Source organism: Virgibacillus sp. AGTR (assembly GCF_016919725.2).
Lineage (GTDB): Bacteria > Bacillota > Bacilli > Bacillales > Amphibacillaceae > Virgibacillus > Virgibacillus salarius.
In genome coordinates, this window is the sequence record NZ_JAJERH010000014.1 from 31,912 (window position 1) to 55,735 (window position 23,824).

General features: G+C 37.8%; 19 protein-coding genes and 1 pseudogene. 5 read left to right on the forward strand and 15 right to left on the reverse strand.

Features of this window, described 5'->3' with window-relative positions; translation table 11 throughout:
• Positions 1-20: 20 nt before the first annotated feature.
• Complete coding sequence (locus JUJ52_RS07920) at positions 21-521, reverse strand: GNAT family N-acetyltransferase (protein WP_205389177.1); 501 nt, start codon at positions 519-521, stop codon at positions 21-23.
• Positions 518-1,573, reverse strand: coding sequence for a MerR family transcriptional regulator (locus JUJ52_RS07925; RefSeq protein ID WP_205389178.1), 1,056 nt, complete (start codon positions 1,571-1,573; stop codon positions 518-520). Before JUJ52_RS07925 ends, JUJ52_RS07920 begins: the two co-directional genes overlap by 4 nt.
• A 230-nt stretch (positions 1,574-1,803) precedes the next feature.
• On the opposite strand from JUJ52_RS07925, the gene JUJ52_RS07930 reads away from it, so the two are divergent.
• Positions 1,804-3,072, forward strand: coding sequence for a hypothetical protein (locus tag JUJ52_RS07930; RefSeq protein WP_205389179.1), 1,269 nt, complete (start codon positions 1,804-1,806; stop codon positions 3,070-3,072).
• A gap of 259 nt (positions 3,073-3,331) precedes the next feature.
• Here JUJ52_RS07930 and JUJ52_RS07935 read toward each other — a convergent pair whose 3' ends face one another.
• From JUJ52_RS07935 to JUJ52_RS07950, 4 genes are all read right to left on the reverse strand, one after another.
• On the reverse strand, positions 3,332-3,529 hold the full coding sequence (locus JUJ52_RS07935) for a hypothetical protein (protein ID WP_121603754.1): 198 nt from the start codon (positions 3,527-3,529) through the stop codon (positions 3,332-3,334).
• A gap of 344 nt (positions 3,530-3,873) precedes the next feature.
• Positions 3,874-4,917 carry a ribonucleotide-diphosphate reductase subunit beta gene (locus JUJ52_RS07940; protein ID WP_026683060.1) on the reverse strand — a complete coding sequence of 348 codons (1,044 nt, stop codon included), beginning with the start codon at positions 4,915-4,917 and terminating at the stop codon, positions 3,874-3,876.
• Positions 4,898-5,344: a flavodoxin gene (locus JUJ52_RS07945; protein WP_026683061.1), complete on the reverse strand. Its 447-nt coding sequence runs from the start codon at positions 5,342-5,344 to the stop codon at positions 4,898-4,900. Before JUJ52_RS07945 ends, JUJ52_RS07940 begins: the two co-directional genes overlap by 20 nt.
• Positions 5,329-7,563, reverse strand: a complete 2,235-nt coding sequence (locus JUJ52_RS07950; protein ID WP_205389180.1) for a ribonucleoside-diphosphate reductase subunit alpha — start codon at positions 7,561-7,563, stop codon at positions 5,329-5,331. Before JUJ52_RS07950 ends, JUJ52_RS07945 begins: the two co-directional genes overlap by 16 nt.
• A gap of 781 nt (positions 7,564-8,344) precedes the next feature.
• Between JUJ52_RS07950 and JUJ52_RS07955 the strand changes: the two genes are divergently transcribed.
• Positions 8,345-9,919, forward strand: coding sequence for a BCCT family transporter (locus tag JUJ52_RS07955; RefSeq protein ID WP_166530930.1), 1,575 nt, complete (start codon positions 8,345-8,347; stop codon positions 9,917-9,919).
• A 256-nt stretch (positions 9,920-10,175) separates the two neighbouring features.
• On the opposite strand, the gene JUJ52_RS07960 is transcribed toward JUJ52_RS07955, so the two are convergent.
• From JUJ52_RS07960 to JUJ52_RS07975, 4 genes and pseudogenes are all read right to left on the reverse strand, one after another.
• Positions 10,176-10,835, reverse strand: coding sequence for a DUF421 domain-containing protein (locus JUJ52_RS07960; protein ID WP_026683063.1), 660 nt, complete (start codon positions 10,833-10,835; stop codon positions 10,176-10,178).
• 164 nt (positions 10,836-10,999) lie between these two features.
• Positions 11,000-12,898 (reverse strand): annotated as a pseudogene (gene asnB, locus JUJ52_RS07965) (asparagine synthase (glutamine-hydrolyzing)).
• Positions 12,899-12,920: 22 nt separating this feature from the next.
• On the reverse strand, positions 12,921-13,670 hold the full coding sequence (locus JUJ52_RS07970) for a hypothetical protein (protein ID WP_205389181.1): 750 nt from the start codon (positions 13,668-13,670) through the stop codon (positions 12,921-12,923).
• Positions 13,660-14,196: an RNA polymerase sigma factor gene (locus JUJ52_RS07975; RefSeq protein ID WP_026683065.1), complete on the reverse strand. Its 537-nt coding sequence runs from the start codon at positions 14,194-14,196 to the stop codon at positions 13,660-13,662. The genes JUJ52_RS07970 and JUJ52_RS07975 overlap by 11 nt, the downstream gene beginning before the upstream one ends.
• Before the next feature lie 456 nt (positions 14,197-14,652).
• Here JUJ52_RS07975 and JUJ52_RS07980 point away from each other — a divergent pair, with 456 nt between their 5' ends.
• Both JUJ52_RS07980 and fdhD read left to right on the forward strand, forming a co-directional pair.
• Positions 14,653-17,004 (forward strand): FdhF/YdeP family oxidoreductase, encoded by a 2,352-nt coding sequence (locus JUJ52_RS07980; protein ID WP_121604030.1) that lies wholly within the window; start codon positions 14,653-14,655, stop codon positions 17,002-17,004.
• A gap of 13 nt (positions 17,005-17,017) precedes the next feature.
• Entirely contained in the window at positions 17,018-17,809 is a 792-nt protein-coding gene (fdhD, locus tag JUJ52_RS07985; RefSeq protein ID WP_121604031.1) for a formate dehydrogenase accessory sulfurtransferase FdhD, read from the forward strand.
• Between the two features lie 38 nt (positions 17,810-17,847).
• Here the strand turns inward: fdhD and JUJ52_RS07990 are convergent, their stop codons facing one another.
• From JUJ52_RS07990 to JUJ52_RS08000, 3 genes are all read right to left on the reverse strand, one after another.
• Positions 17,848-18,384, reverse strand: coding sequence for a hypothetical protein (locus JUJ52_RS07990; protein WP_121604032.1), 537 nt, complete (start codon positions 18,382-18,384; stop codon positions 17,848-17,850).
• Between the two features lie 9 nt (positions 18,385-18,393).
• Complete coding sequence (locus JUJ52_RS07995; protein ID WP_121604033.1) at positions 18,394-19,569, reverse strand: ParM/StbA family protein; 1,176 nt, start codon at positions 19,567-19,569, stop codon at positions 18,394-18,396.
• 465 nt (positions 19,570-20,034) lie between these two features.
• Positions 20,035-20,184: a hypothetical protein gene (locus tag JUJ52_RS08000; RefSeq protein WP_228088850.1), complete on the reverse strand. Its 150-nt coding sequence runs from the start codon at positions 20,182-20,184 to the stop codon at positions 20,035-20,037.
• 339 nt (positions 20,185-20,523) lie between these two features.
• Between JUJ52_RS08000 and JUJ52_RS08005 the strand changes: the two genes are divergently transcribed.
• Positions 20,524-20,913, forward strand: coding sequence for a thiol-disulfide oxidoreductase DCC family protein (locus JUJ52_RS08005; RefSeq protein ID WP_121604034.1), 390 nt, complete (start codon positions 20,524-20,526; stop codon positions 20,911-20,913).
• A 57-nt stretch (positions 20,914-20,970) separates the two neighbouring features.
• On the opposite strand, the gene rlmN is transcribed toward JUJ52_RS08005, so the two are convergent.
• Together rlmN and JUJ52_RS08015 are read right to left on the reverse strand one after the other, a co-directional pair.
• Positions 20,971-22,038 (reverse strand): dual-specificity RNA methyltransferase RlmN, encoded by a 1,068-nt coding sequence (gene rlmN, locus JUJ52_RS08010; protein WP_026683071.1) that lies wholly within the window; start codon positions 22,036-22,038, stop codon positions 20,971-20,973.
• A gap of 264 nt (positions 22,039-22,302) precedes the next feature.
• Positions 22,303-23,790 carry a glutamate synthase subunit beta gene (locus JUJ52_RS08015; protein ID WP_205389182.1) on the reverse strand — a complete coding sequence of 496 codons (1,488 nt, stop codon included), beginning with the start codon at positions 23,788-23,790 and terminating at the stop codon, positions 22,303-22,305.
• Between the last annotated feature and the right edge of the window lie 34 nt (positions 23,791-23,824).

A 23,824-nucleotide genomic window follows, 5' to 3' on the forward strand; every position in this document is an offset into this window, starting at 1 on the left:
GTAATGGAAGCTGTCTGTTATTAGTGGATAGCTTCCATTACGTTTAATTGTAGTACATATTGTTCTCCTTTTTTCCCAATAATCCTTTTCCCACTATCTACAAATCCACATTGTTGATAAACGTGTTGTGCTATTATATTTTGATGGTTTACTCCAAGGACAACCTCATTTTTTTTCGGAAAGTGGCAATTTAGAAAAGCAGGTAACTGTAGAAGTGATTGTTTTGCAATTCCTCTCCCTTGCATCTTGTACGCAATGGAATACGAGCAAAGCAGTAATGCCTGTTGGTTATCACTATACATTTTAAGACTTTCTCCATCCTCTAGTACAAAAAAACCTGCAACATGGTGTTGAAACAGAATGACAATCCCATGTCTTCTTGCTTCGAAAGCTTCTTTAGCCAATGCTTCCTTAGGATGTGCGGTATACATTAATTGATCTGTTGATAAATGGTAGTAAGTTAAATCAGCGAGATATTTATCTTGAAAGAAATCCAATCTAACTGCTGGCGTATTATTCATGCTTTATCACCACAAGCTGTCTTTTGGGCATAAATCATGCTTAAAATATCATTAAACGGATATGCTTTTACATCATAGTTATGTTCTTTTAACCATTCTATTAGGATAGAGCGATCCGCATAATATTCATCTTTTATGGCGTAAATTGCCTCTTTATTGCCCGCATCCTGAAAATATTTCATAACTTGCTTACGTTGTCGTTCATTAATAAACATTAAATCAGCTATACAAATTTGCCCACCTGCTTTTAATACTCGATCCATTTCCTGTAATGCTAGTATTTTTTCTTCGTCAGTAATATGATGTAGTGCATAGCTGGAAACAATCCCATCTACTTGCTGATCCATCAACGGCAAGGCTAAAAAGTGTCCTTTACGTATTTCTATGGCTGGGTGCTTTTGTTTACAAACATGTAACATGTTTTCGGACTGATCAATGCCAATGACGTTTATTCCTTTGGGTAAAAACTTTGCACCGAGATTTCCTGTACCAATTCCAATATCTAGGCACGTATTGCCAGCTTCTAGCTGGATGGTTTCAACTACTTTTGTTAACGCCTTATCATAGTCCTGATGTACATTAAAGCGATAGCCATGCATCTTGATACTAGAATCATAATCCTTAGCTTGACTATCAAAATTCCATTTGTCTTGCCAATTTCGACGAATTTCCTTTAAATTTTTTAAATGAGTCGCTAATTGATAGATTGCTTGCATATTATCATAATCATCCGATGTACGATCTAGCATTTGATCGATCGTATGAATCATATCCTTCATTTCGAGCCATTTTTCATAGAGAGCAGATCGTTGTATGTTTAGATACTGCGAAATGCTTCGCTGTTCTTCGTTTAGAACGTGGGATATCTCACTAACGCTAAATCCGATTTCTCGAAGAGCTAATATCGTACTTAATCGGGCAATATCTTCTTCAGAAAAGCTGCGATACTCATTGTTGTCTAACTTTGCAGGCTTAATTAATCCCTTCTCCTCATAAAAGCGAATTGCTCTCGGAGTAGTATTTAATTGCTTTGCGACTTTTTTTATTTGCATATTCCTTCCTCCTCAACTTCACTATAAACCTTGACGTTACGTTAATGTAAAGTGGAAAATTCGATTTTTTGATTTTTGCTCATTATATCATTTTGTAATATGTGAATTCGTTCCTAAAGGAATGATATACTATAGGCAAAGTTATAAAGTAGGGGCTTCCTGCCAGTTATAAACGAGATAAAAGGAACTATCTATTTAATGTCAAACTGAAATAAAGTGAGGGTATCTATATGCATAAGCGAGTACAAAAATTGATTGACGTTACAGCAGATGAATTGGGACTAGATAAATATTATTTAAAAAGACACAGCTTTGTTAAAGAAGAAAATCCTAATGAAGGCGTATCCTATGAGTTAACCATGGAATGGTTTCCTAATGAAGCAGCGGAAACAGAAGAAGGCTTAAATCCTCCAGGAACAGCCGTTGTTGATGTAGACCTTCATAGTGAACGAATCAAAAAAATAATCTTTGTTAATGATATATCTTATGCTCATGCAGAGGCGTTAACTGTCATTCACCAAACCAGTGAACAAATCATTGAATGGGTTGAGGAAATGACGGGTCTAGAATATGGTAGACAGTTTCAATTAGTCGAGGAATCAAAAAATGAAATGCATTTCCGATCTGCTGTAGACAATATTCCCGTCTATCCAGGTGGGAACATCGATATAACCTTTAATGAGCAAGGACAACTTACACTCTTTTCTATCCATGGGAGCTTTCCTACAGAGGATCAAGTTCAGTGGGAACCCTTTGCTTTAACGTCGGAAATCGTTGAACCCATTGCTCTAGATCATTGCAAGTTGATGGAAATTCCAGTGGAGAATGAACAAAAATGGATTTCCGTATACGGGACATCTATGTTCTTCCTTACCAATAATGGAGGAGAGACGATTTCCTATGATCAAGTGGAAAAATCCATCATTTATTGTAATAGCGTTGAACCTATCACATGGAGCCATACTAGTTCCGCTTCTACCATATCTCTAGAAAAAATCGATCTGTCACCAGAAATTTCCGAGTCTGAGGCATTGAGCAATAATAAAGAGATTGATAGAAAAAGATCTATTTCCAAAGATGAACAAACTAGAATTATTACAGAAGTGAGTCGTCTACTACAGCAAGAGTTACCAGATGACAATGGCCAATGGAAACTAACTACCATTCAACAGGAACACAACTACCTATTTGCAATCTTGCATCCAGTAAAGCAAGATTTTCGTATCATCGGTCCTAAGATAAAGGTTATTATGGATTCAAAAACATTAAAGCCTCTTAATTATATGGACAATCGTCAATTGCTCGATGTCCTTCGTGATTTTAAAGAAGCAGAAATGCCTGTTATTTCAAAGGGAGAAGCATCCGAAAAGCTCCGTAGCTACCTTGAGATCTCACCTGTCTACGTCTATCAAAAAGGTAGGTATATGTTATGCGGTAAAATTGAATGTAGCTATGTAGTAGATGCAGTAACGGGGGAAATGATTAGCTTAGACGAATAAAGTAAAACTTCAATTAGTGGGTGTTTTTATCCCCCACTTAGTTCTCTTTATTGCTTGAAATTGGGGGCTTACTGCCAGTTATATGCGGAAAAAACCAAACAAAATACCCTGCCTCTAGAAGCAGTAGGTTTCTAATAGGTGCAGCTACTTTTGCTCTATATCTAGCACACGCATTAAGAAAAACTGAGCAAAATTCGCTCAGTCCTTATCACTAAATGCTCCGATTTACGCTTCCTCTAGTAGCTATTATGGAAAATAGCTACTGCTTGACCACCACTCCGGCTGCCCACTTCCCTTTCCGTGGGGTTTGTCCTTCAGCTAACTTTTTTAGCAAAACCCGCTCAAAAAAGTGGATCTTCAGGTCAAACATTTCCCACAGGAGTTGAAGTGGCCGCCCTTCGCTATTATCAGGCTCTACAACGCTAGCATGAAGTAACACAGCTGCTTTTATACTCACGGATAGCGATTTTCACTTACCCATTGTAAAAAAAAGTCAACCTATTACTTATGACAAGAATTGGTGCACCTTCTCATAGCGGAGACTAATTACGTAGACTCCTGCGGGATTAGCGCGAGCCGAAAATCCACTTTGCAACGTGTTCTTCTTTGCAAAGTTAGTTGAGGCCGTGCCCGCCGAAAGCGAAGTAATTAGTCGGAGCATTACCAATAGACATCAAACATTTCAAAATAACTACTTGGCTTAACGCAGTCATTGCACTATTTTATACTTTCTTAACTTATAAAATAAGCTGTCGAATTTCTCGACAGCTTGAGGAATCGGCGATATCGTCGATTTCTTTTTTATAAATCATCAAATCCGTTTAGGTCACTTGTCTTAGTATATTGACGTGATTTCTGTTCAAAGAAATCTGTTTTTGTTCCATCAAAATTATCCACATAAGCTCTAATCCATTTTAGTGGATTATCCAAGTGATCTGGATAAATATCTTGTAACCCCATCATACGAAGCATTTTATTTGCACGATATTTTATATAACCTGCCATTTCATCTAAATCAATGCCTTCTACATTACCTAATACATAGTTAGACCATTCAATCTCTAATTCTACGGACTCTTTGAAGTGATCATATACCCATTGTGTAAATGATTCCGTGTTATATTCTGGATTTTCAGCTAATGTCGCACGGAATAGCTCCGAAATAAATCGACCATGCTCTAACTCATCCCTATTAATATAACTGATCATCGTAGAAGTTCCAACCATCTTATTATGGCGTGCTAGATTATAGAAAAATGCAAAGCCGGAATAGAAGAACATCCCTTCTAATAGCGATGTATAGACCATCGTTTTTAAAATATTTTCAATCGATGGCTCTTCAACAAATGCGTTATATTGCTTAATTAGATTTTCATTACGTTTAAGTAAAATGGGATCCTTTCTTCCTAATTGAAAGGACTTATTCTGTTCGTCTAGTGAGACAACAGAGGATAGAACATAGGAATAACTTTCATTATGCACAGCTTCCTGCTGTGCGATTACTGCCATAATCGATTGAACCGATGGATCTGTTGCATATAAAGATAGTAATAATGCTGTTCTCGTTTGTGGTGCATCTAATGTTGATAACAATCCAATAATTTTTAGATATGCATCTTGTTCTTCTTCTGATAAAGAAGGAAATTGTTTGATATCGCTCTGCATATTCACTTCATCTGCTTGCCAATAATTTCCGACAAGTCGCTTGTACATTTTATACCAGTGTGGATAAGCAATATCATTCCAATTCAGAATACCACTTGATTTACCTCCAAAAATCCCCGTGGACTTATTTGGATTTAGTGGCTCTAATGTTTTCGCTTTTTCAAGCATGACTTTTGACATGATGCAGTACTCCTTCCACCCAGTCTTTCACTTTTGATTCTTGTAAACCACGTGGGGATTGTTCAACCTTCAACCCCTGCCATGGACTGTTATAAAAATGACTTAATTTATCAACTGCTCTACAAAATAAGTCGTCTCCGCCAAACTGTGTATCTCCCGTTCCAAATATGGCAACATTACTTGGTTTATAGCCTACTTCCAGTATAAAATCTTTTACTTCCTCTGGTGTACTTCCTTTATCCCAAGTAAAGGTGCCGATAAATAGTATATCATATTCGGACGGACGTATCGGCGGGTCAATTCCAATTCGGTGAACCGCCGTAGTAAACCCTTCCTGATTTAAGGCATCTTCAATAATCGTAGCTACTTCTTGTGTATTACCACTATATGTCAAGTACGCAATTAACGCCCTCAACTTTGACACCACTCACATTCCTCAACTTCACTTGAGGTGGATCGAACGTAATAGGTAGTTTTTAAGCCCTCTCTCCAAGCTTGTAAATGAAGGTCCAGTAACACGGAAGCTCTAATCGTATTCGGAACATAAAAATTAAATGATAGACTTTGATCAATATGCTTTTGTCTTGCAGCATTTTGTTTTACAGACCAACGCTGATCCACAATATAAGCAGAACGTCGATATACATTATATGTCTCATGCGTTAAATCTGGTGCAGTGACAGGAATTTTAAAATCCTTCTTCTCTTCGTTATAGAACGGCTTGAAGATTGGGTCAATACTAGCTGTTGAGCCAGCAATCATTGCTGTTGTTGAGTTCGGTGCAACTGCCATTAAATAGCCGTTACGCATACCGTGTTCTTTAACAGCTTCTTTTAATGTTAGCCACTCGCCTTTATGATAACCCTTCAAATCAAAATATTCTCCTGAGCTCCACTTACTGCCTTCGTACGCTGGATAGCTTCCTTTTTCTTTACTTAATTCCATGCTGGACTTAATTGTCAAGAAAGCAATTTTTTCGTATAAATCATTCGCATAGTTTACTGCTTCATCGGTTTCCCATTGCAAATTCTTTCTTGCTAATAAATGGTGCCAACCAAATGTTCCAAGTCCGATAGCACGGTATTTTTTGTTCGTTAACTGCGCCTGCATAATCGGTAAATTATTGATATCTATCACATTATCTAACATACGCACTTGAATTTTAATTAACCGTTCTAATATTTCGTCTGGAACAGCCTTACCCAAATTAATCGAACTTAAATTACAAACCACATAATCTCCTGATTGATATTTCTTGACGATCGTGCTCTCACCTTCAAGAAATTCCTCCATAAATTCAGATGGAGATTGGTTTTGTGTAATTTCTGTACATAGATTAGAACAATAGATCATTCCATTATGACTATTACTGTTCTGACGATTTACTTCATCACGGTAAAACATAAATGGTGTACCTGATTCAAGCTGTGACTTCATAATGCGCTTCATAATATCGATCGCTGGTATTTTTCGCTTTGTTAACTGATCGGATTCCACACATTCTCGATATTTTTCACGCCACGTACCGTTTCCTTTTGCTTCATCATAAAAGTCCTCTAATGAATAGCCCATTACTTGCCGAACTTCATGTGGATCAAATAAATACCAGTCTTCACGTTTTTCTACCTGTTCCATAAATAGGTCTGGAAGTGTTACACCTGTAAAGATATCATGGGCACGCATGCGATCATCCCCATTATTTAGCTTAAGATCAAGGAATGCTTCAATATCACGATGCCAAACATCTAAATATACAGCAATTGCACCTTTTCTGGTTCCTAGCTGATCCACATTTACTGCTGTATTGTTTAATTGTTTAATCCATGGGACAACACCACTCGACATACCTTTAAATCCTTTAATAGAGCTACCGCGGCTACGAATCTTACCCATATATACGCCAATTCCACCACCGTTTTTCGATAGCTTAGCAATGTCTGTGTTACTGTCGTAAATTGATTGTAAGCTATCATCTACTGTATCAATAAAACAGCTTGAAAGTTGGCCATGAGTCTTACCTGCGTTCGCAAGTGTCGGTGTAGCAACTGTCATATAGAGATTGCTTAGTGCCCAATAAGCTTCCAAGACATGTTCCGTACGATGTGCCTTATCCTCGTGTTGCATTAACGTCATTGCAATAACCATCCAACGTTCTTGCGGAAGTTCAAAAACGTTCTTATCATGATCCGTTGCAAGGTAACGAGTTGCTAACGTATATAATCCTAGATATGTAAATGATAAATCCTTTGCTGCGTTTATTTGTTGTGCAAAATAATCAATCTCTTCTTTTGTATACGTATCAAGTAATGTAGGCTTATAAATCTTTTTATCCGTAAGCATGTTTAATAATGCGTAGAAATCGCCATACTTTGCATGTCCATCATATTGACGATTCTCACCTGCTTGACGATACAGTTCTTGTAAATAAATACGGCTTGCTAGATATGTCCATTCTGGTTCAGATTCATCAATATTTTCCAATGCATTTTTAACAAGCATATCAATTGCTTTTTCAATTGGTGTATCCTCATGTATGGTTTTAAACGCTTTTTGCTTGTATGCTTCTGTGTGAATAGCTAGTCCTTGCGCAGCATTATCAATTACTTCTATAAGTTTCTCTTTATTCGATGTCAATTCAATGATCATCTATAATCCTCCCTTTAACTGCTTCTAAATCCTGTTCAGCGATCTAGTAAGAGATACGCTCCTGTCATTAACCTTTTTCGCAGGACATGAAACAGATCCTAGTAAAAAATGAATATCTATTAATTTTAATAATTATCATGCAAAAATAAAAAACCGCTGTATCTCGTGAGGATAGAATTCTTGATCCTTTTGGGTTCTCAACAATCTCAATTTTCTAACACGAAATCGGTTACTTAAATGTCATAAAAACACTATATATAGTATTTGTTTCCTGATAGTTTTACGATATATTGTGTTAAAAGCTTAGCATATAACATTCCGGAATGCAATCATTTTAGCGAAAAAATAGAGACGACAGAACGTTCAAAAACGGTCAAAATTGAGATAAAACAACGCTAGAAACTGCTTTAAAAATTTAATAGAAAATATTCCCTATGATAGAGAACAGGCTAACAGTCATAGACGTCTTACAACCTTGTATATTAGATTTCTTCTGATCAGATATTCAAGACAAAAATCTAATGTATGAATTATTCCTATGTGTAAATCTTAATACATACGATCAGATTGATATGCAGTAGTAAACCCTTATTCAAGTAAGTTTACCTCCATTTAAAGCAATACTTCAATTTTGGTGCTTTGTTATGACCTGTACGCTTATCCGAGAAGGAGTAAGGGCATCTCCATGGTTTGTCGATGGAACAAAATAAATTTTTATCCCCGTTCTGTAACATCAGATAATAAGAATACTACATATTGATGGTAGAAAGGATGATTCTTTATGAAGACAAAGCTAATCGATTGGCGTACATTTATCAGTGCTTTAATTCTTTTATTATGTGTATGTTTACCCTTAATCTTCTTCCCAGAGGCCGGTGCGGAGCTTGTCAATGCAGCTAACAGCTTTATGACTGGTAAGTTCGGGTTCCTCTACTTAGCACTTGGCTTATTATGTTTTGTTTTTCTTTTATATGTTGCCATTAGTAAATACGGTAATATTAAGTTAGGAACGAAGCAGGACGATAAAGAGTTCGGGAGTTTCTCTTGGGCGGCCATGCTATTTGCAGCGGGAATAGGATCGAGTATTCTCTATTGGGGAATGATCGAGTGGGCCTATTACTATCAAGGACCCCCATTCGGTATAGCTCCTGAGTCGGCAGCAGCAATTCCGTGGGCAGCCTCCTATGGTATATTTCATTGGGGCCCAATAGCTTGGGCGATTTATACATTACCGGCATTACCTATTGCCTACTTTTATTATGTTCGTAAGACATCTGTATTAAAAATTAGTGAAGCGGTCAGACCTGTCATTGGAAAATGGATTGATACGCCAATTGGCATTATCATTGATGTACTGTTTATGTTTGGATTATTAGGCGGTGCTGGTACTACGTTAGCCTTAGGCACACCTATGATCGCAGAAGGAATCAACAACTTAACCGGCATTCCTGTCACCTTAGGTCTAAAAGCTATCGTTATGTTGATTTGCACACTAATTTTTGCTATCAGTGCCTATTCCGGCCTTACAAAGGGAATTAAAGTACTAAGTGATATTAACTTATGGCTTGCCATTTTTGTCCTTTTATTTGTTTTTATCTTTGGACCTACACTTTTCATTACCGAGACTACTTTTACTAGTGTCGGACAGGTAGCCGATAGCTTTTTTAAAATGGCTACCTGGCTTGAGCCATTCGCTAATTTAGCTGGATTTGAAGAAACAAGATTTCCTGAATCCTGGACGGTATTTTATTGGGCATGGTGGGTTGTCTACGCACCGTTTGTTGGATTATTTGTTGCACGTATTTCCAGAGGACGTACCATACGTGAGATGGTTTTAGGAACTATGATATACGGAACTTTCGGCTCCATTTTGTTTTTCGGTATTCTCGGAAATTTCGGGTTGTATTTACAATTAAGCGGACAATTTGATGTGATCGGTTTTATGAATGAACATGGTGCGCCTGCCGCAATTATTGCTATTTTAGAACAGCTGCCATTAGCTAAAATGATGATTGGTGTTTTTACGGTATTGGCCATTATATTTTTAGCAACTACCTTTGATTCCTCATCATTCATTTTGGCAGCTGTGGTGCAAAAGAAAATTCAATCTGAACCGCTTCGGTGGAATCGGCTATTTTGGGCATTTACCCTATGTCTTCTTCCAATGGTACTCATGTTTGTCGGCGATTTGGAAACATTACAAACAGCAAGTATCGTGGCAGCTTTTCCTGTTATTTTCATCATGGCACTTTTAGCATGGTCCTTTATTAAGGCCGCTACTGTAGATATTCGCACATCCAAGCATTACCATAGTTCAACCATCTACATCCATACGAAAAATACCGATGATGAATAAAGTGAAACTTCAATCTGTTGGGGTTTTTGTTTACCTTTATTATTTGAAGTAACGGGAAAATCGCGTTCTGAAGACGCGCTCGCGGAAAGCGAAGCATTTGACTAAGCGACGAATGAACTACCTGTCTCCAAAACAATAACCCAAACATCATCTAAAATATTTCAGATAAAGTTTGGGTTTTACATCGCTAAAAATTCTTTTGTCCGTGCTCCATATTCTTTAAAATCTAGAGGAGATAACTTCCGCACCTATTAGGTTAATCTAAACGGCGTGGGGGGGATGCGTTTTTGTCATGCTTATGATTTTCTACTTCTTTAAACAGATCATCTTCATTTGAAGTTTGCATCATTTGCTCATTTAAGCTTTGTAGGTGCTTCGTTATTTCATACAATTGTTGGTTCGGAGCATTTGCCTGTAACGCATTTTTCAACTCATTAGCTAGCTCCTGAAATTCTTTCTTCGTTACTGGCTGTGCCTCTGGCTTTAAGGCAAAGCCTACTTGACCATTTGGTTCTAGTGTCGCCCATTGCACATCTCGAATACTTGTGACGTTCTGCTGTCTTAAGTTCATTTCTAATTGATCGACAGTCAAGCGTAGTTTTTTCAAATGTTGTTCTTGTATGACACCATTATGTATAAGTAATTTTGACTTTCCTGTAATAACATTTTCAAAGAAATCTGATTTAATTTGAACAAATTCCATAACGATTAACGTAAGTACTAGAACTGCTCCTACTCCTAATGTAACCCAAATATTCTTGCCAGCTAACGGCTGGATGAGTAGTGAACCTATCCCAATCATAATAACCGTTTGTGTCAAGGTCATTTGTGAAATAGATTTTCTACCAGCAAATCGTAGAAGTAATGTACCTCCTAGTACAATCAATACCGCTTTCCAAACCCAGGCAAACTCCATTCATTAAGCCTCCTTCGATCTATTCTCTTGTTAGTTTGACTGCTAGGAGGTAATTTATACGAATTACCTATGCCAAAATCCAATTTTGCCGACTAAACGTATGGAGATTCTCTCACAATCAAGCTGGATAAATCATGATTCTTTCTTTTAACGCTGTTAACCTGTTAAGAGCTTTTAACCCCAGTCTCTTGACGTCTAAGTTCCGAGAACTCGTCCCGATTTTCTACAAAAATCTGATGCCATAGCATAAATACAAGTACAGTCCATAGCTTTCTTGCATGTTCTCCCTTATTAGCAGCATGCAACTCCAATAAATTTAACATAAATGATTTGTCAACTAGATGATCGGTTTCACTCGTTTTAATTAAATTTTTCGCCCACTCATATAATTCATCTCGTAACCAGGATTTCATTGGTACGGGAAAACCGAGCTTTTTCCGATTCAGCACATGAGCTGGAATAATATCGTGCACCGCTTTTCTTAGAATAGACTTCGTCGTACCATCAGCTATCTTGTATTGTGTGGGTATTTGTTTTGCAACATCAAAAACGGCCTTATCTAAAAACGGTACACGTAACTCTAATGAATTTGCCATCGTCATTCGATCTGCCTTTACTAAAATGTCCCCTGATAACCATGTATGGATATCAATATATTGCATTTTTTGAACGGGATCTGCGGCCTCTACACACTTATATAAAGATTTTGTCCAAGATTGATAGGACTGGTTACTAGCATAATTCAGCATAAACTGTTGTTTTTCCGCTTCTTCAAACATCTTAGCATTGCCAATATATCTGTCTTTAAGTGATGTAGTTCCCCGCTGTAAAAAGCTTTTACCTCTCACACCCTCTGGCATCATATCTGCGATCCGTTTGACTAGTGGCATAATGCCTTTAGGTATATATTGAAAGCACCTTAATGCTTCCGCCTCTCGGTAAATATTGTATCCACCAAATAATTCATCTGCACCCTCGCCCGAAAGCACAACTTTAACATGCTTTCTTGCTTCATTTGCTACAAAATAAAGCGGAATACTTGCTGGATCGGCTAAAGGGTCATCCATATGCCAGATTATTTTTGGTAGTTCACTAACAAATGCTTGGGCTGAGATATATCGATGAATATTTTCAACGCCAAGCTTTTCAGCACTCTCTTTTGCTACATCGATTTCCGAGTAGCCAGCCTCGTCAAACCCTACCGAAAAAGTTTTTATTTGTGGATTTATTTGTTTTGCCATTGCTACTATGATTGTTGAATCAATTCCACCAGACAAAAAAGCACCTACTGGGACATCACTTTGCATATGTGCTGTCACTGAATCAAATAATACTTCACGTATAGCAAACATCAGCTGTCTTTCATTTTTATGCACTGGTTGCAGACTTGCATGAAAGTATCTAGAGATTTGTATCGGCTTTTGCCAATCCTTAACAAAATAATGACCAGGCGCTAAACGTTGTATCCCTTCTGTTATTGTTAATGGATCTGGCACGTATTGAAACGATAAGTAATGCTGAAATGCTCGTTGATCAACTACATCCTGCTTATTTAAATAAGAGATACACTTTTTCTCTGATGAAAAGACAGTATCATGTTCATTTTCACAGTAGTAAAATGGTTTGATCCCAAAAGGATCCCTAGCTCCATAAAGTCTTTTCTCGTCTTTATCCCAGATTAATATGGCGAACATACCACGAAGTTCTGAGAATCCTTCAACACCTTGATCTAGAAATAAGAAAGCAGCAACCTCTGTATCTGAATTGGTGGTAAAATGATACCCTTTTTTCTTTAATTGCTCTTTTACTATTTTTTAGTTATATATCTCACCATTAAAAACCATCCAATACCGTTGCTTGCCAAAAGAAAAAGGCTGCTGTCCTCCATCAATATCAATAATACTTAACCTTCGGAAGGCTAATGCTATATGATCATCATGGTAGCTACCATCATCATCCGGACCTCGATGTCTAATTAGCTGATTTGCTAGTTTGATTTCTTCCAAATGCTCATTACTGAATTGAACCTCTTGATCTAATAGTACTCCTACGAATCCACACATAGCATTATCCTCCTTAAATTAACTACTTCACAATTTCAAAGCTTTCTAACATATAATGGAAGCGAGCTCCATGTCCTTCAGCTGCTTCTAAAAAATACGCTTGTTTAATAACAAAAACCTGCCCGTTCATCGAATCTGTAACATAATATTGGTAAATAGGAGTGTCCCATTCAGGATATTTGCTCCCCCTGCCACGTATCAACTCTGCCTCTATAGGATTTTTTGTTCGAGTTTCTTCAACAATTTCCATTTCTTCGTTATTCAATGTTTCTTTAATATCGGCAACTACTTCTTCTGTTGTGGTATTTTCTTCTCTCCTAATTTCCATATAAACATCTGGATAACTGTCTGGAAGCTCTTCTTTTAGTTCAATTCGGTCAGCTTCTCCACCCTTATCCATCTTATAGCGATCATCATCGAGATAAATAACATAGCGAAGCTCCTCGTTTGTTTCCAGGTGCGTATCTAGCTCCTCTTGTTGACCTTCCATTTCGATCTGTTCTTGCTTTTCTTCAATAAACAAATCTTTTAAGTTTTGTATCATAGCCTGACCAGTCTCTGTCATTACTCCAAATAATAGAATGAGCATTACTGCCGCTAATGATATGCCAGCTACCCATACTCCTCGTCGATTCTTATCATGTTCCGTAATGGAGTGGAATAATTCATCCTCAATGCTTTTCCAGATCGCTTGTTTGACGTCCATATCAAGCTGTGTTTTCCTTTTGAGTTCTGCTTCTAGTTGTTTATCAAACAGGTTATTATCTTTCATCAGAAGCACCTCCCATCATACCTTTCAATTGCTTTCTAGCTTTAAACAGCCTAGACTTCACTGTGTTCACATTTAACTCAAGCACTTCCGCAATATCTTTTTCCGTAAATCCGTTTAAATATTTTAATATGATTACTGTGCGATGATTTTCCTCCAATTTATCCATAGCTAGATACAAATCATCAAAATGGTATGCTTCCTCTGTTTGTTGGTGCAAAAAATCTAGTAACTGATCTGATTCGATACTCCTTGCTTGCTTTGTTTTCTTTTTCATATACCGCCTAGTCTCATTAATTAATATTTGATAAAACCACGCCTTAAATGATCTGGACATATCATAGGAATCAATATTTCGATAGACACGAATAAAGGTTTCCTGAACGATATCTGATGCATCTGACTGATTTTTTGTAATGGCAAAAGCTGTTCGTAGCGAATAGTCAGCAAATCGATCATATAGCTTCTTAAATGCCTGATGATTGCCTTTCTTTATTTTTTTAATAAGCCTGGTTTCTTTATCCACCACCAGTGACAATCTCCCTTCATGACGTTCTTACTTATATATACCTTGACATTTTGTAAAAAGTTTTCGACCAGTTAAAACTTTACACTCTACCTTACATTTATTTTAGATAAGATACGTAGCATCATACAGAAAAGCAAATTTGTAATGTATTCGCTTACATGATACGATTGGAAGTACCTATATATTTCTTGAATCCTCAATGCACTTACCATCAGTTACACAGAATACTTTTCAACTGTTGGAAAGATGTAATGCTCATTCCATAGACAAAACGAAGCGCAGCGATACCTGAGAAACAGCGTGTTCTGGTGAGACCTCTCTGCAGCGGCGAGGGGACTCGTAGACCGACTGCCCGTTGTGACAATCTGCCATATTCCATTATTCACATATAAATTGTTCGAGTGGTTAGTTTGAGTGAAGAGATAGACTCACTTTATAAAATAGGAGGGATCTTGATTGGGTAAAACAAAACATAAGGGACCTATTAAGCTCTCGAAGAAACCAGACCCATCCCTTTGGGTCAGTAAAATTCCTTTTGGTTTAGGAAAAATCAAGCCACATCATATCCGAGATACCGCCAAAGTAGCTTGGGAAAACAGAGATAGGCTACCCTACGCTACGCGTATCCTTACACAAGGAGTTTGTGATGGCTGCGCCCTTGGCGTACAAGGCCTTAAAGATCAAACACTAACCGGCCCTCACCTTTGTACTACCAGATTAAATGTTCTTCGCTTAAATACAATGCCAGCAATTAAGAAAGAAATACTACATGCAGATATAGATGAGCTACGAAATCGGAGTAGCACGGAATTACGTCAGCTTGGTAGAATTCCTTACCCTTTAATCCGTAAACAAGGTGAACGTAAATTTCGTCGTATCTCTTGGGATCAAGCTCTAGATACAATTGCTACTAAAATACAATCCTTGCAACCGAAACAATTTTCCTTCTACACGACTTCTCGTGGAATAACGAATGAGACATACTATGTTCTTGGAAAAGTGGCGCGTTTCCTTGGAACAAACAACATTGATAATGCCTCAAGAATTTGCCACTCTCCTTCCAAAACTGCATTAAGCCGATCACTTGGTGTAGGTGCATCCACTTGTAATTACAAGGATTGGATTGGAACGGACGTTCTTATATTCTGGGGTTCGGTTGCTGCGAATAATCAGCCTGTGTCAACCAAATACATGTATGCAGCAAAGAAAAAGGGAACGAAAATTATTGTTATCAACCCATATCATGAACCCTCTATGGATCAATATTGGATACCTTCTATTGCAGAATCCGCCCTATTTGGCACGAAAATAGCTGACGATGTTTATCAGGTTCATATTGGTGGTGATATCGCCTTTATGCACGGGCTTATGAAGCATTGGTTCGAAATGGAGAAGGAAGTACCTGGCTCAGCGCTTGATCATGGTTTTATTAGTAAACATGTTAATGGCCTTGAAAAACTACAATCCACCGTTAATACATATTCATGGGAGCAGCTGGAAGAATCATCTGGTCTCTCTAGGAATAGAATGATTGAATTAGCTACACTCTTAGCACATGCTAAGTCAGCAGTATTTGTTTGGTCAATGGGTTTAACGCAGCATCGTTTCGGTACAGACAATGTATCACAAATCGCTAATCTGGCATTACTCCGTGGTTTTATCGGTCGAGAGTTTTGTGGACTAATGCCAATACGTGGGCATTCAGGTGTACAGGGATCAGGTGAAATGGGAGCCGATCCGTTCTCATTACCTGGAGGTAATATGAATGATGATCAGCGAAAACGATTAGAGGGTATTTGGAAGTTTGATATCCCTACCTGGCAAGGTGATATTGTGGGTGAGTCTCTCGAAAATGCTTGCTTGCCAGATGGTCATGAACGAAAACTTCATCTTTATTATTTATCCGGTGGGAATTTCTTAGAAACGATGCCAAATCCAGATTTTATTCAGACATGTCTTGAGAACGTCGAGCTCAGGGTCCATCAGGATATTATCTTAAATACATCCACGCTTACAGATGCAAAAGAAGCAGTACTCGTATTACCTGCAAGAACTAGATACGAACAGCGTGGTGGCGGAACCTCTACATCTACGGAACGAATGGTTTATTTCTCTCCAGAGATAAAGGGCCCACGAATTGAAGAAGCCCGTACAGAGTGGGAAATCTATATAGACTTGGCTAAACGGGTATGTCCAGAGAAGCAAGAACATATTCATTTTGACAATGCATCAGCTATTCGCAAGGAAATTGCAGAAGCTGCACCAAATTATGACGGCATCCAGCACCTACATAAACGAGGGGATCTTTTTCAATGGGGTGGCGCTTGGCTGTGTGAAGATGGAATTTGTCCTACTCCAGATGGCAGGGGAAATTTAATAGCAATCGAAATTCCAGAATTAAGAAAACCCGAAGGGCATTTCTATGTAACAACTCGAAGAGGAAAACAGTTTAATTCCATGGTCTACAGTGAAACAGATCCCTTTAATGATGCAAAACGAGAGGATGTACTAATTAGTGAAGAGGATGCCGTTAAGTATCATATCGAAGATGGTGAGCCAATCGTTGTTTATAATCAACATGGGTTATTTGCCGGACGCGCAAAGTTTGCTCCAATGAAATCTAGTAATTTAGAAGTGCATTGGCCAGAAGGGAATGTTCTTATACCAAAAGGAGTATATGAGGCATATGCTGGAATTCCCGAATATAACACAGTAGTTATTTTAGAAAAAGCTGTGTCCTATTATGCACAAAAAGATAGAAAATATGCCCAAAAACGTATCGAAGAATTAGAGATTGACAGCCACTAAAAGGAGGAGTGACATGCGTTCCAATGAAGCAAATTGGGAGATGATCCGCTTTGATAATACAGGAGATTCAAATGAAACCTCACTAGTGGCTGTAGAAATGCCAATTACTATTCATATAAATGGAAGTGAGTTTGCCACAATGGTATGCTCTCCAAGCAATCTTAAAGAGCTCCTCATTGGATTTTTAGCATCAGAAGGTATAATTCGTAGTTATTCTGCTATTAAAGATCTAGCTATTGATATCGATACTGGCTATGCATATATAGAAATAGATCCTCTCCCAACTACATTTCATCAGGACCATTCTAAGCGTTTCATTGGCTCATGTTGTGGGAAAAGCAGACAATTTTATTTTAAAAATGACGTAAAGACAGCAAAAACTATTCTTTCCAAGCATATGATATCAGCTAAACAGTGTTTTTACTTAATGCATGAATTACAGCAATCCTCTAGTCAGTTCCGTAAAACTGGTGGTGTGCACAATGCTGCACTAGCTACTACTAACGAACTTATGGTTGTTCGTACGGATATCGGGAGGCATAATGCACTCGATAAGCTTTTTGGGCATATTTTGGTAAACAATGTTCCTGTACATGATAAAATTATTGTCTTTAGTGGACGTATCTCTTCAGAGGTCCTTTTAAAGCTATCCAAAATGGGAATTGGTATATTAATTTCTAAATCAGCACCTACTAATTTGGCATTACAGCTGGCAGAGGATCTGAAGATTACCGTTATTGGATTCGTTCGTGGATACCAAATGAACGTATATACCCATCCAGAACGTATCGTGAGAGGAACATAAAAATAAAAGCAAGTCCTACCTTACTGCAGGACTTGCTTTTATTTATTCATACTCGAAAAGAAGTCTTTTAATGGATCCTCTTCTTCCTCTTCGATTACCTCTTGCTGTTGGTTTGTATCTAACGAATCCAAACGTAAACTATCTAAATCTATTTCTTCCTTTAGAGCTGTTTCCTCCAACACAGGCTTACCTGTGTCAATATCATTTTCTTGTAAGTATAGTGCCTCATCAATATTCGTATGATTACTGTTTAAGGAAGCCAATAAGGTCGTAGCTCGCATTGGGTCACTTAATAATTGATATAGAATGGTACCTACTAATGCTTCTGAATGCTCATGTTTCAACCAACTCTTTTGTTCCTTGGTTAATTGTTTGGGGAGCGGGACAGTGACCGTTTCCCGCTCTTTTGTAACACTTTCACTTAAGCCTCGTAATACAAATTGGGCAATTTGACTAGAAAAATTTCTCCGTTCCGTTTCCTTGAGTCGTTGTAGCGCCTTTAGTAAATAATCCGGTGTATCGGAAGGAACACGAAAGGTTATTGATTGCCCTCGTTCAATTGTGTTTTTGGCCATTATATCACCCTATTTTGCTTTTGCCTTTACTGCTTCTTTCTCTTCCTTTTCTTGCTTGGCATTCTTATTTACAAAATCAGTTATTAACTTATAATAAGCATTAGCCATCATCCAAATACTTTCCTGTTCATCTTCAAAGAAATCAATGTTAAAGCCATCGAGTTTATTATTAAGTGCTTTTAAATAATCTTTTAAGACTGCTGATCCACCACCGACAAAGTAACAAATTTCCGATTGGGAATTCTTAGCCCACACGTTTCTTAAGAATCGATACTCTTTTTTAGCCAATTCAAGTAGGATATGGTCTGTAATATCGTGAACGCTTGTCCTACTTCCTTTGACCATGATGTGATGTCGGTCATTTTTCCTTGTAATAATATCTACTACATCACGGCGACTATCTAGCTCTACACCATGTTTTGTTCGAATTTCTTCCCTAATCTGCTCCAGTGATTCAGAAACGCCTAAATTAAATCCTTGGGCTTTATCATCGTCAACATTACGATTACGAATCACCGCGATATCTGTTGACAATCCACCAATATCTTGAATAAGTATTTGTTTATCAATCAAATCTTTATTAATAACTTTTAAATCATTATCCATAATTAAATTCACATATGCTGCAAACCCCTCTGGATAAACCTTTACTTCATCAAATTTAATGTTTACTTTCTTACCCTGATGATGTGGTGTTACTAAAAATTCAACTTGGTGAACCGATCCCAGTAATTGAGAACGATAACCTACATCCTTACCTTCCTTTACCTCTCGGAGTGGTAGCCCAGTTCCAAGGGTATAATTTGCATCAATAACTTTATTCTTCATGGAAAAGGCTCCATTTTCTACTGCATCCAATGCTAAGGAAGCAAATAGCATAATTAAGGTTTGATCCTCTTCTGCCTTGCTACTACCGGGATCTAGCTCTGTTGAATTGTTTGTCTTTGTTGCTAAATTCCCAACACGGTAGATTACGTTATTTTCTTCGAGCGCAGGTGAATGTACGCGAATATGAATATTATCCAATACCTCTTTTTTATCTAGCTCTTCAATGCCAATTACGGGACGGTCTTCAAAATCCTGGGCGACTACATTGGGAATATATACCTCGTGTTCCATCTTTCCAAAGTTTGCCTTTAACGCATCGTTTCCCACGTCCACTGCTGCTATTCTTGTTTTTGTCATGTAAGAAAACTCCTCTCCATAATAATACATTCTATCTAAGAGTACTTCCTTTCTTCTTATAACGCAATCCGACTTTTTTCGTATTCTATTTTGTATACATGTTTACAGTTTAGTTTTCGTTGATATAACAGTGTCTACACATATTTGTACACAAGTAAACATTTTTGTGTTCTTCATGTACACTTTTTGTTTACTTGTATACATTATTGTTTGCGAATGAAGTTGATGTGACTATATGTAAAAAATGAGGCCGTGTATTGCTTTTCCAAATAGCAGCATACTCGATTAGAAGGAAAACTAAACGTTACTCAACAAAAAATTAGTTTTCAGGTGATAGCTAACCAAACAATTAATATTAATCCAATAATGTGCTTTCCTATAATAATGAAAACCAACCGATGTTTAATTTTCCACATGGAATTGGTTTGCTTATATTTTTTTCAATTGACATTTTGTTAAGTAACATCAATTTGCTTTTTCTTTACGATTTGTTTGTACACGCTGAAAACGAGAAGAAGAAGGTTTCATGTTTTGATCACCATTACTTTGTTTCACTGTTATCTTCTTTTTTCTTATTGTGAATTTAGTTATAAGTCCTCTCCTTTCTTCTTGCACCTCTTTTATTCCTGTTATAATGAATTGCATGGCGAATATGGTTAGAATAAAAGCTAATAAAGGAAAAAGCGCTAACCAATACGTTTCACCATCAAGTATCGAATTTTTTGCATTGCCCAGTAAACCCGACCATTCGTTAGATATGGATTTAGGGGGTTTATCATAAATCGTACCACCAAAAAAGAAGGTAAATACACCTAAATGTATACATCGTTACCTTAATCTATATAAGATATTGTTGTTGCAACTGCTTTCAAGAACTTTAAAACTAGGAATCTAAAAAAACGGCATGTTACAATAGAAGCAAGGATAGCTTTATTCCATAAGGAGTGAGCGTACATGAGTAAGGTCATTCTCTTTGATGGTGTTTGTAATTTCTGTGATCAGAGTGTTCAATTTATCTTAAAAAGAGATAAGCAAGAGCAGTTTACATTCGCCTCCATACAAGGAGACGCTGGTCAAGAACTCTTAAAAAGAAACCATGTAGCAACTGACATGAATAGTTTTATCCTCATTGACGGTAATAAAACGTATTTTAAATCAACAGCAGCGCTTAGGGTATGTAAAGAATTAAACGGCGCATGGAAGCTTTTATACGGCTTCATGATCATTCCTAAACCGCTTAGAGACTTCCTATATGGAGTGATCGCCAACCATCGCTATGAATGGTTCGGACAGAAACAAAGCTGTACATTGCCGTCTCCTGAAACAAGGAAACGGTTCTTGTAGATAGTGACAGATGAGGAAGTAAAAAACCTAAGTGCAAATTGCACTTAGGTTTCTCCTTTAGCCAACATTCTTTTTCTTCATTTGTTTACTTCTAAGTTGTCCACAAGCGGCATCAATATCTGCACCATTCTCCCAACGAACACCACAATTGATTCCTTTATCCTTCAACGTTTCAAAAAAGGCTTGTATAGATGCTGATTCACTACGCTGATATTGGTTATGTTCATCAACCGAATTATAAGGTATTAAATTGACATATGCTAAGTGTCGATGATTCTCAAGCAGCTTCGCCAACTGAAGCGCCTCCTCCTGATGATCATTGACATCTTTTAACATAATATACTCATACGTAATTCTTCGATTCGTTTTCTCTAAATAATAATCTACTGCCTTCATTAGCTTTTCAATAGGGAAGGCTTTGTTTATTTTCATGATTTGTGTACGTAACTCATTGTTAGGAGCATGGATAGAGATCGCTAGGTTAACTTGGATTCCTGTATCTGCAAACTCATATATTTTATGAGCTAAACCACTCGTTGATACAGTAATATGTCTAGCACCTATATTTAATCCTCTATCGTCGTTTACTACATACAAAAAGTCCATTAAATTAGTAAAGTTATCAAATGGTTCGCCAATTCCCATGACAACAATATGACTAACCCGATCATCCTCACCACGAGAATCTAAATCTTTTTGTACATTCATGATCTGTTCAACAATTTCACCACTAGATAGATCACGATTTTTCTTTAATAGCCCGCTAGCACAGAAACTACAACCGATGTTACAGCCCACCTGCGTAGTTACACAAACAGACAATCCGTAGTTAAATCGCATTAAAACAGTTTCAATTAAATTACCGTCTGCTAAGCGAAATAAATATTTAATCGTACCATCTTTTGATTCTTGCTTAACCTCTTCTTCTAGTGTACCTAAGACAAAATTGTCCTCTAACAAAGCAATCGTCTGTTTATTAACATTCTTCATGTCAGTGAATCGATGGACACGTTTTTTATAAAGCCAATTCCAGACCTGATCAACGCGGAAACGCTGTTGACCATGATCCATTAGCCAATCCGTTAATTGTTCATATGTTAGTCCATAAATGGATGGTTTACTCATGATTTACCCTCATTTCTAGATTATCTTATCCAAACAAACTGCAAAATTTGATAATCTAATACCTAAAAATATTTCTCACCATACTATCTTACTGCAAGTAGTATTTTGTTGCAAACTCATTTCTCCGTACTTTTATGCAGATCACAAGTTATTTGTCTAAAACTTACCTTTTTATGTACGAAGATCACATAATAGTGGTGTGTAGACACGAAAAAGCGCCACCGCTCCATACATTGTATGAAACAATAGCACTCCATTTTCGACTTATGGTAGCACAGTTTCTCCCATTAAATAACGATCACATTCCCTGGCTACGCCTCTTCCCTCATTTATCGCCCAAACAATTAGACTTTGTCCGCGTCGCATATCACCTGCAGCAAACACACCGTCTACATTTGTTTTATAGTCATCATAATCAGCGGCGACGGTCGATTTAGCCGTAGTTTCAATTTGCAATTGCTCAATAAGATCCTGTTCTGGTCCACGGAAACCAATCGCAATCAATACAAGATCTGCCGGCCAAATTTTTTCAGTACCAGGGATTTCATCCCGGACTTTGTTGCCAGCTTCATCATAACGAAGGCGAACGTTTACTGTGTGCACCTCTTTAACATATCCATTGTCATCCCCAACAAATTTTTTAGTCATCACAGCATAAGCACGTGGATCTTTCCCATAAGTACTTGCTGCTTCTTTATGACCGTATTCTACTCGATGAATCATTGGATATTGCGGCCATGGATTTGTTTCCATATCACGAACTAATCCTTTTTTATCGTAAATATCAAACTGAGTTAGACTCTTACAATTATGGCGAACAGATGTGGCTAGACAATCTGTTCCTGTATCTCCACCACCAATAACAATAACATCCTTACCCGTAGCAGATATATAATTGCCATCCTGTAAATCTGAATCTAGTAGGCTTTTCGTATTGGAATGGAGGAAATCCATTGCATGATGAACACCTTTTAATTGACTCCCCGCCACTTGAATATCACGATGCACTGTCGCACCACCACATAGTACAATCGCGTCAAATTCCTTTCTAAGTTCTTCAGTAGTAATATCTTTACCGACTTCTGTATTCGTTACAAAGGATATTCCTTCTTGCTGCAAAATTTCGACGCGTCTTATCACTACATCATAAGAAAGTTTCATCTCTGGAATGCCGTAAGTTAATAATCCTCCGACACGATCATCTCTTTCAAAAACTGTAACGAGATGACCTGCTTTATTCAACTGAGCTGCTGCGGCTAGCCCTGCTGGTCCAGAGCCAACGACAGCCACTTTTTTGCCAGTTCGCTTTTCTGGAGGCTTCGGGACTACCCAGCCTTCTTGAAAGCCTTTCTCAATAATTGAACGCTCTACGGTTCGAATAGCAACAGGCGGCTCATTAATACCGAGCACACAAGCTCCTTCACACGGAGCCGGACAGGCAATCCCCGTGAACTCCGGGAAGTTATTTTGCTCATGCTCTCGATCTAATGCCTCTTTCCACTTCCCTTCATAGACAAGCTGATTCCATTCGGGAATAAGATGATACACTGGACAACCAGAGGTTACACCATTAATTTCCATTCCTACATGACAAGTAGGTACACCACAATCCATACAGCGTGCCCCCTGTATTTGAACCTCTTTATCCGACAATGGAGCTGTATAATCAAACCAATCCTTGGTACGGACCGCTGGGTCTCGCTCCCGCCGTACTTGTCTGTCATATTCCATAAACCCTGTCTGTTTCCCCATCAAAGGCCTCCTTTTCCAACAAGCAAACGCATAT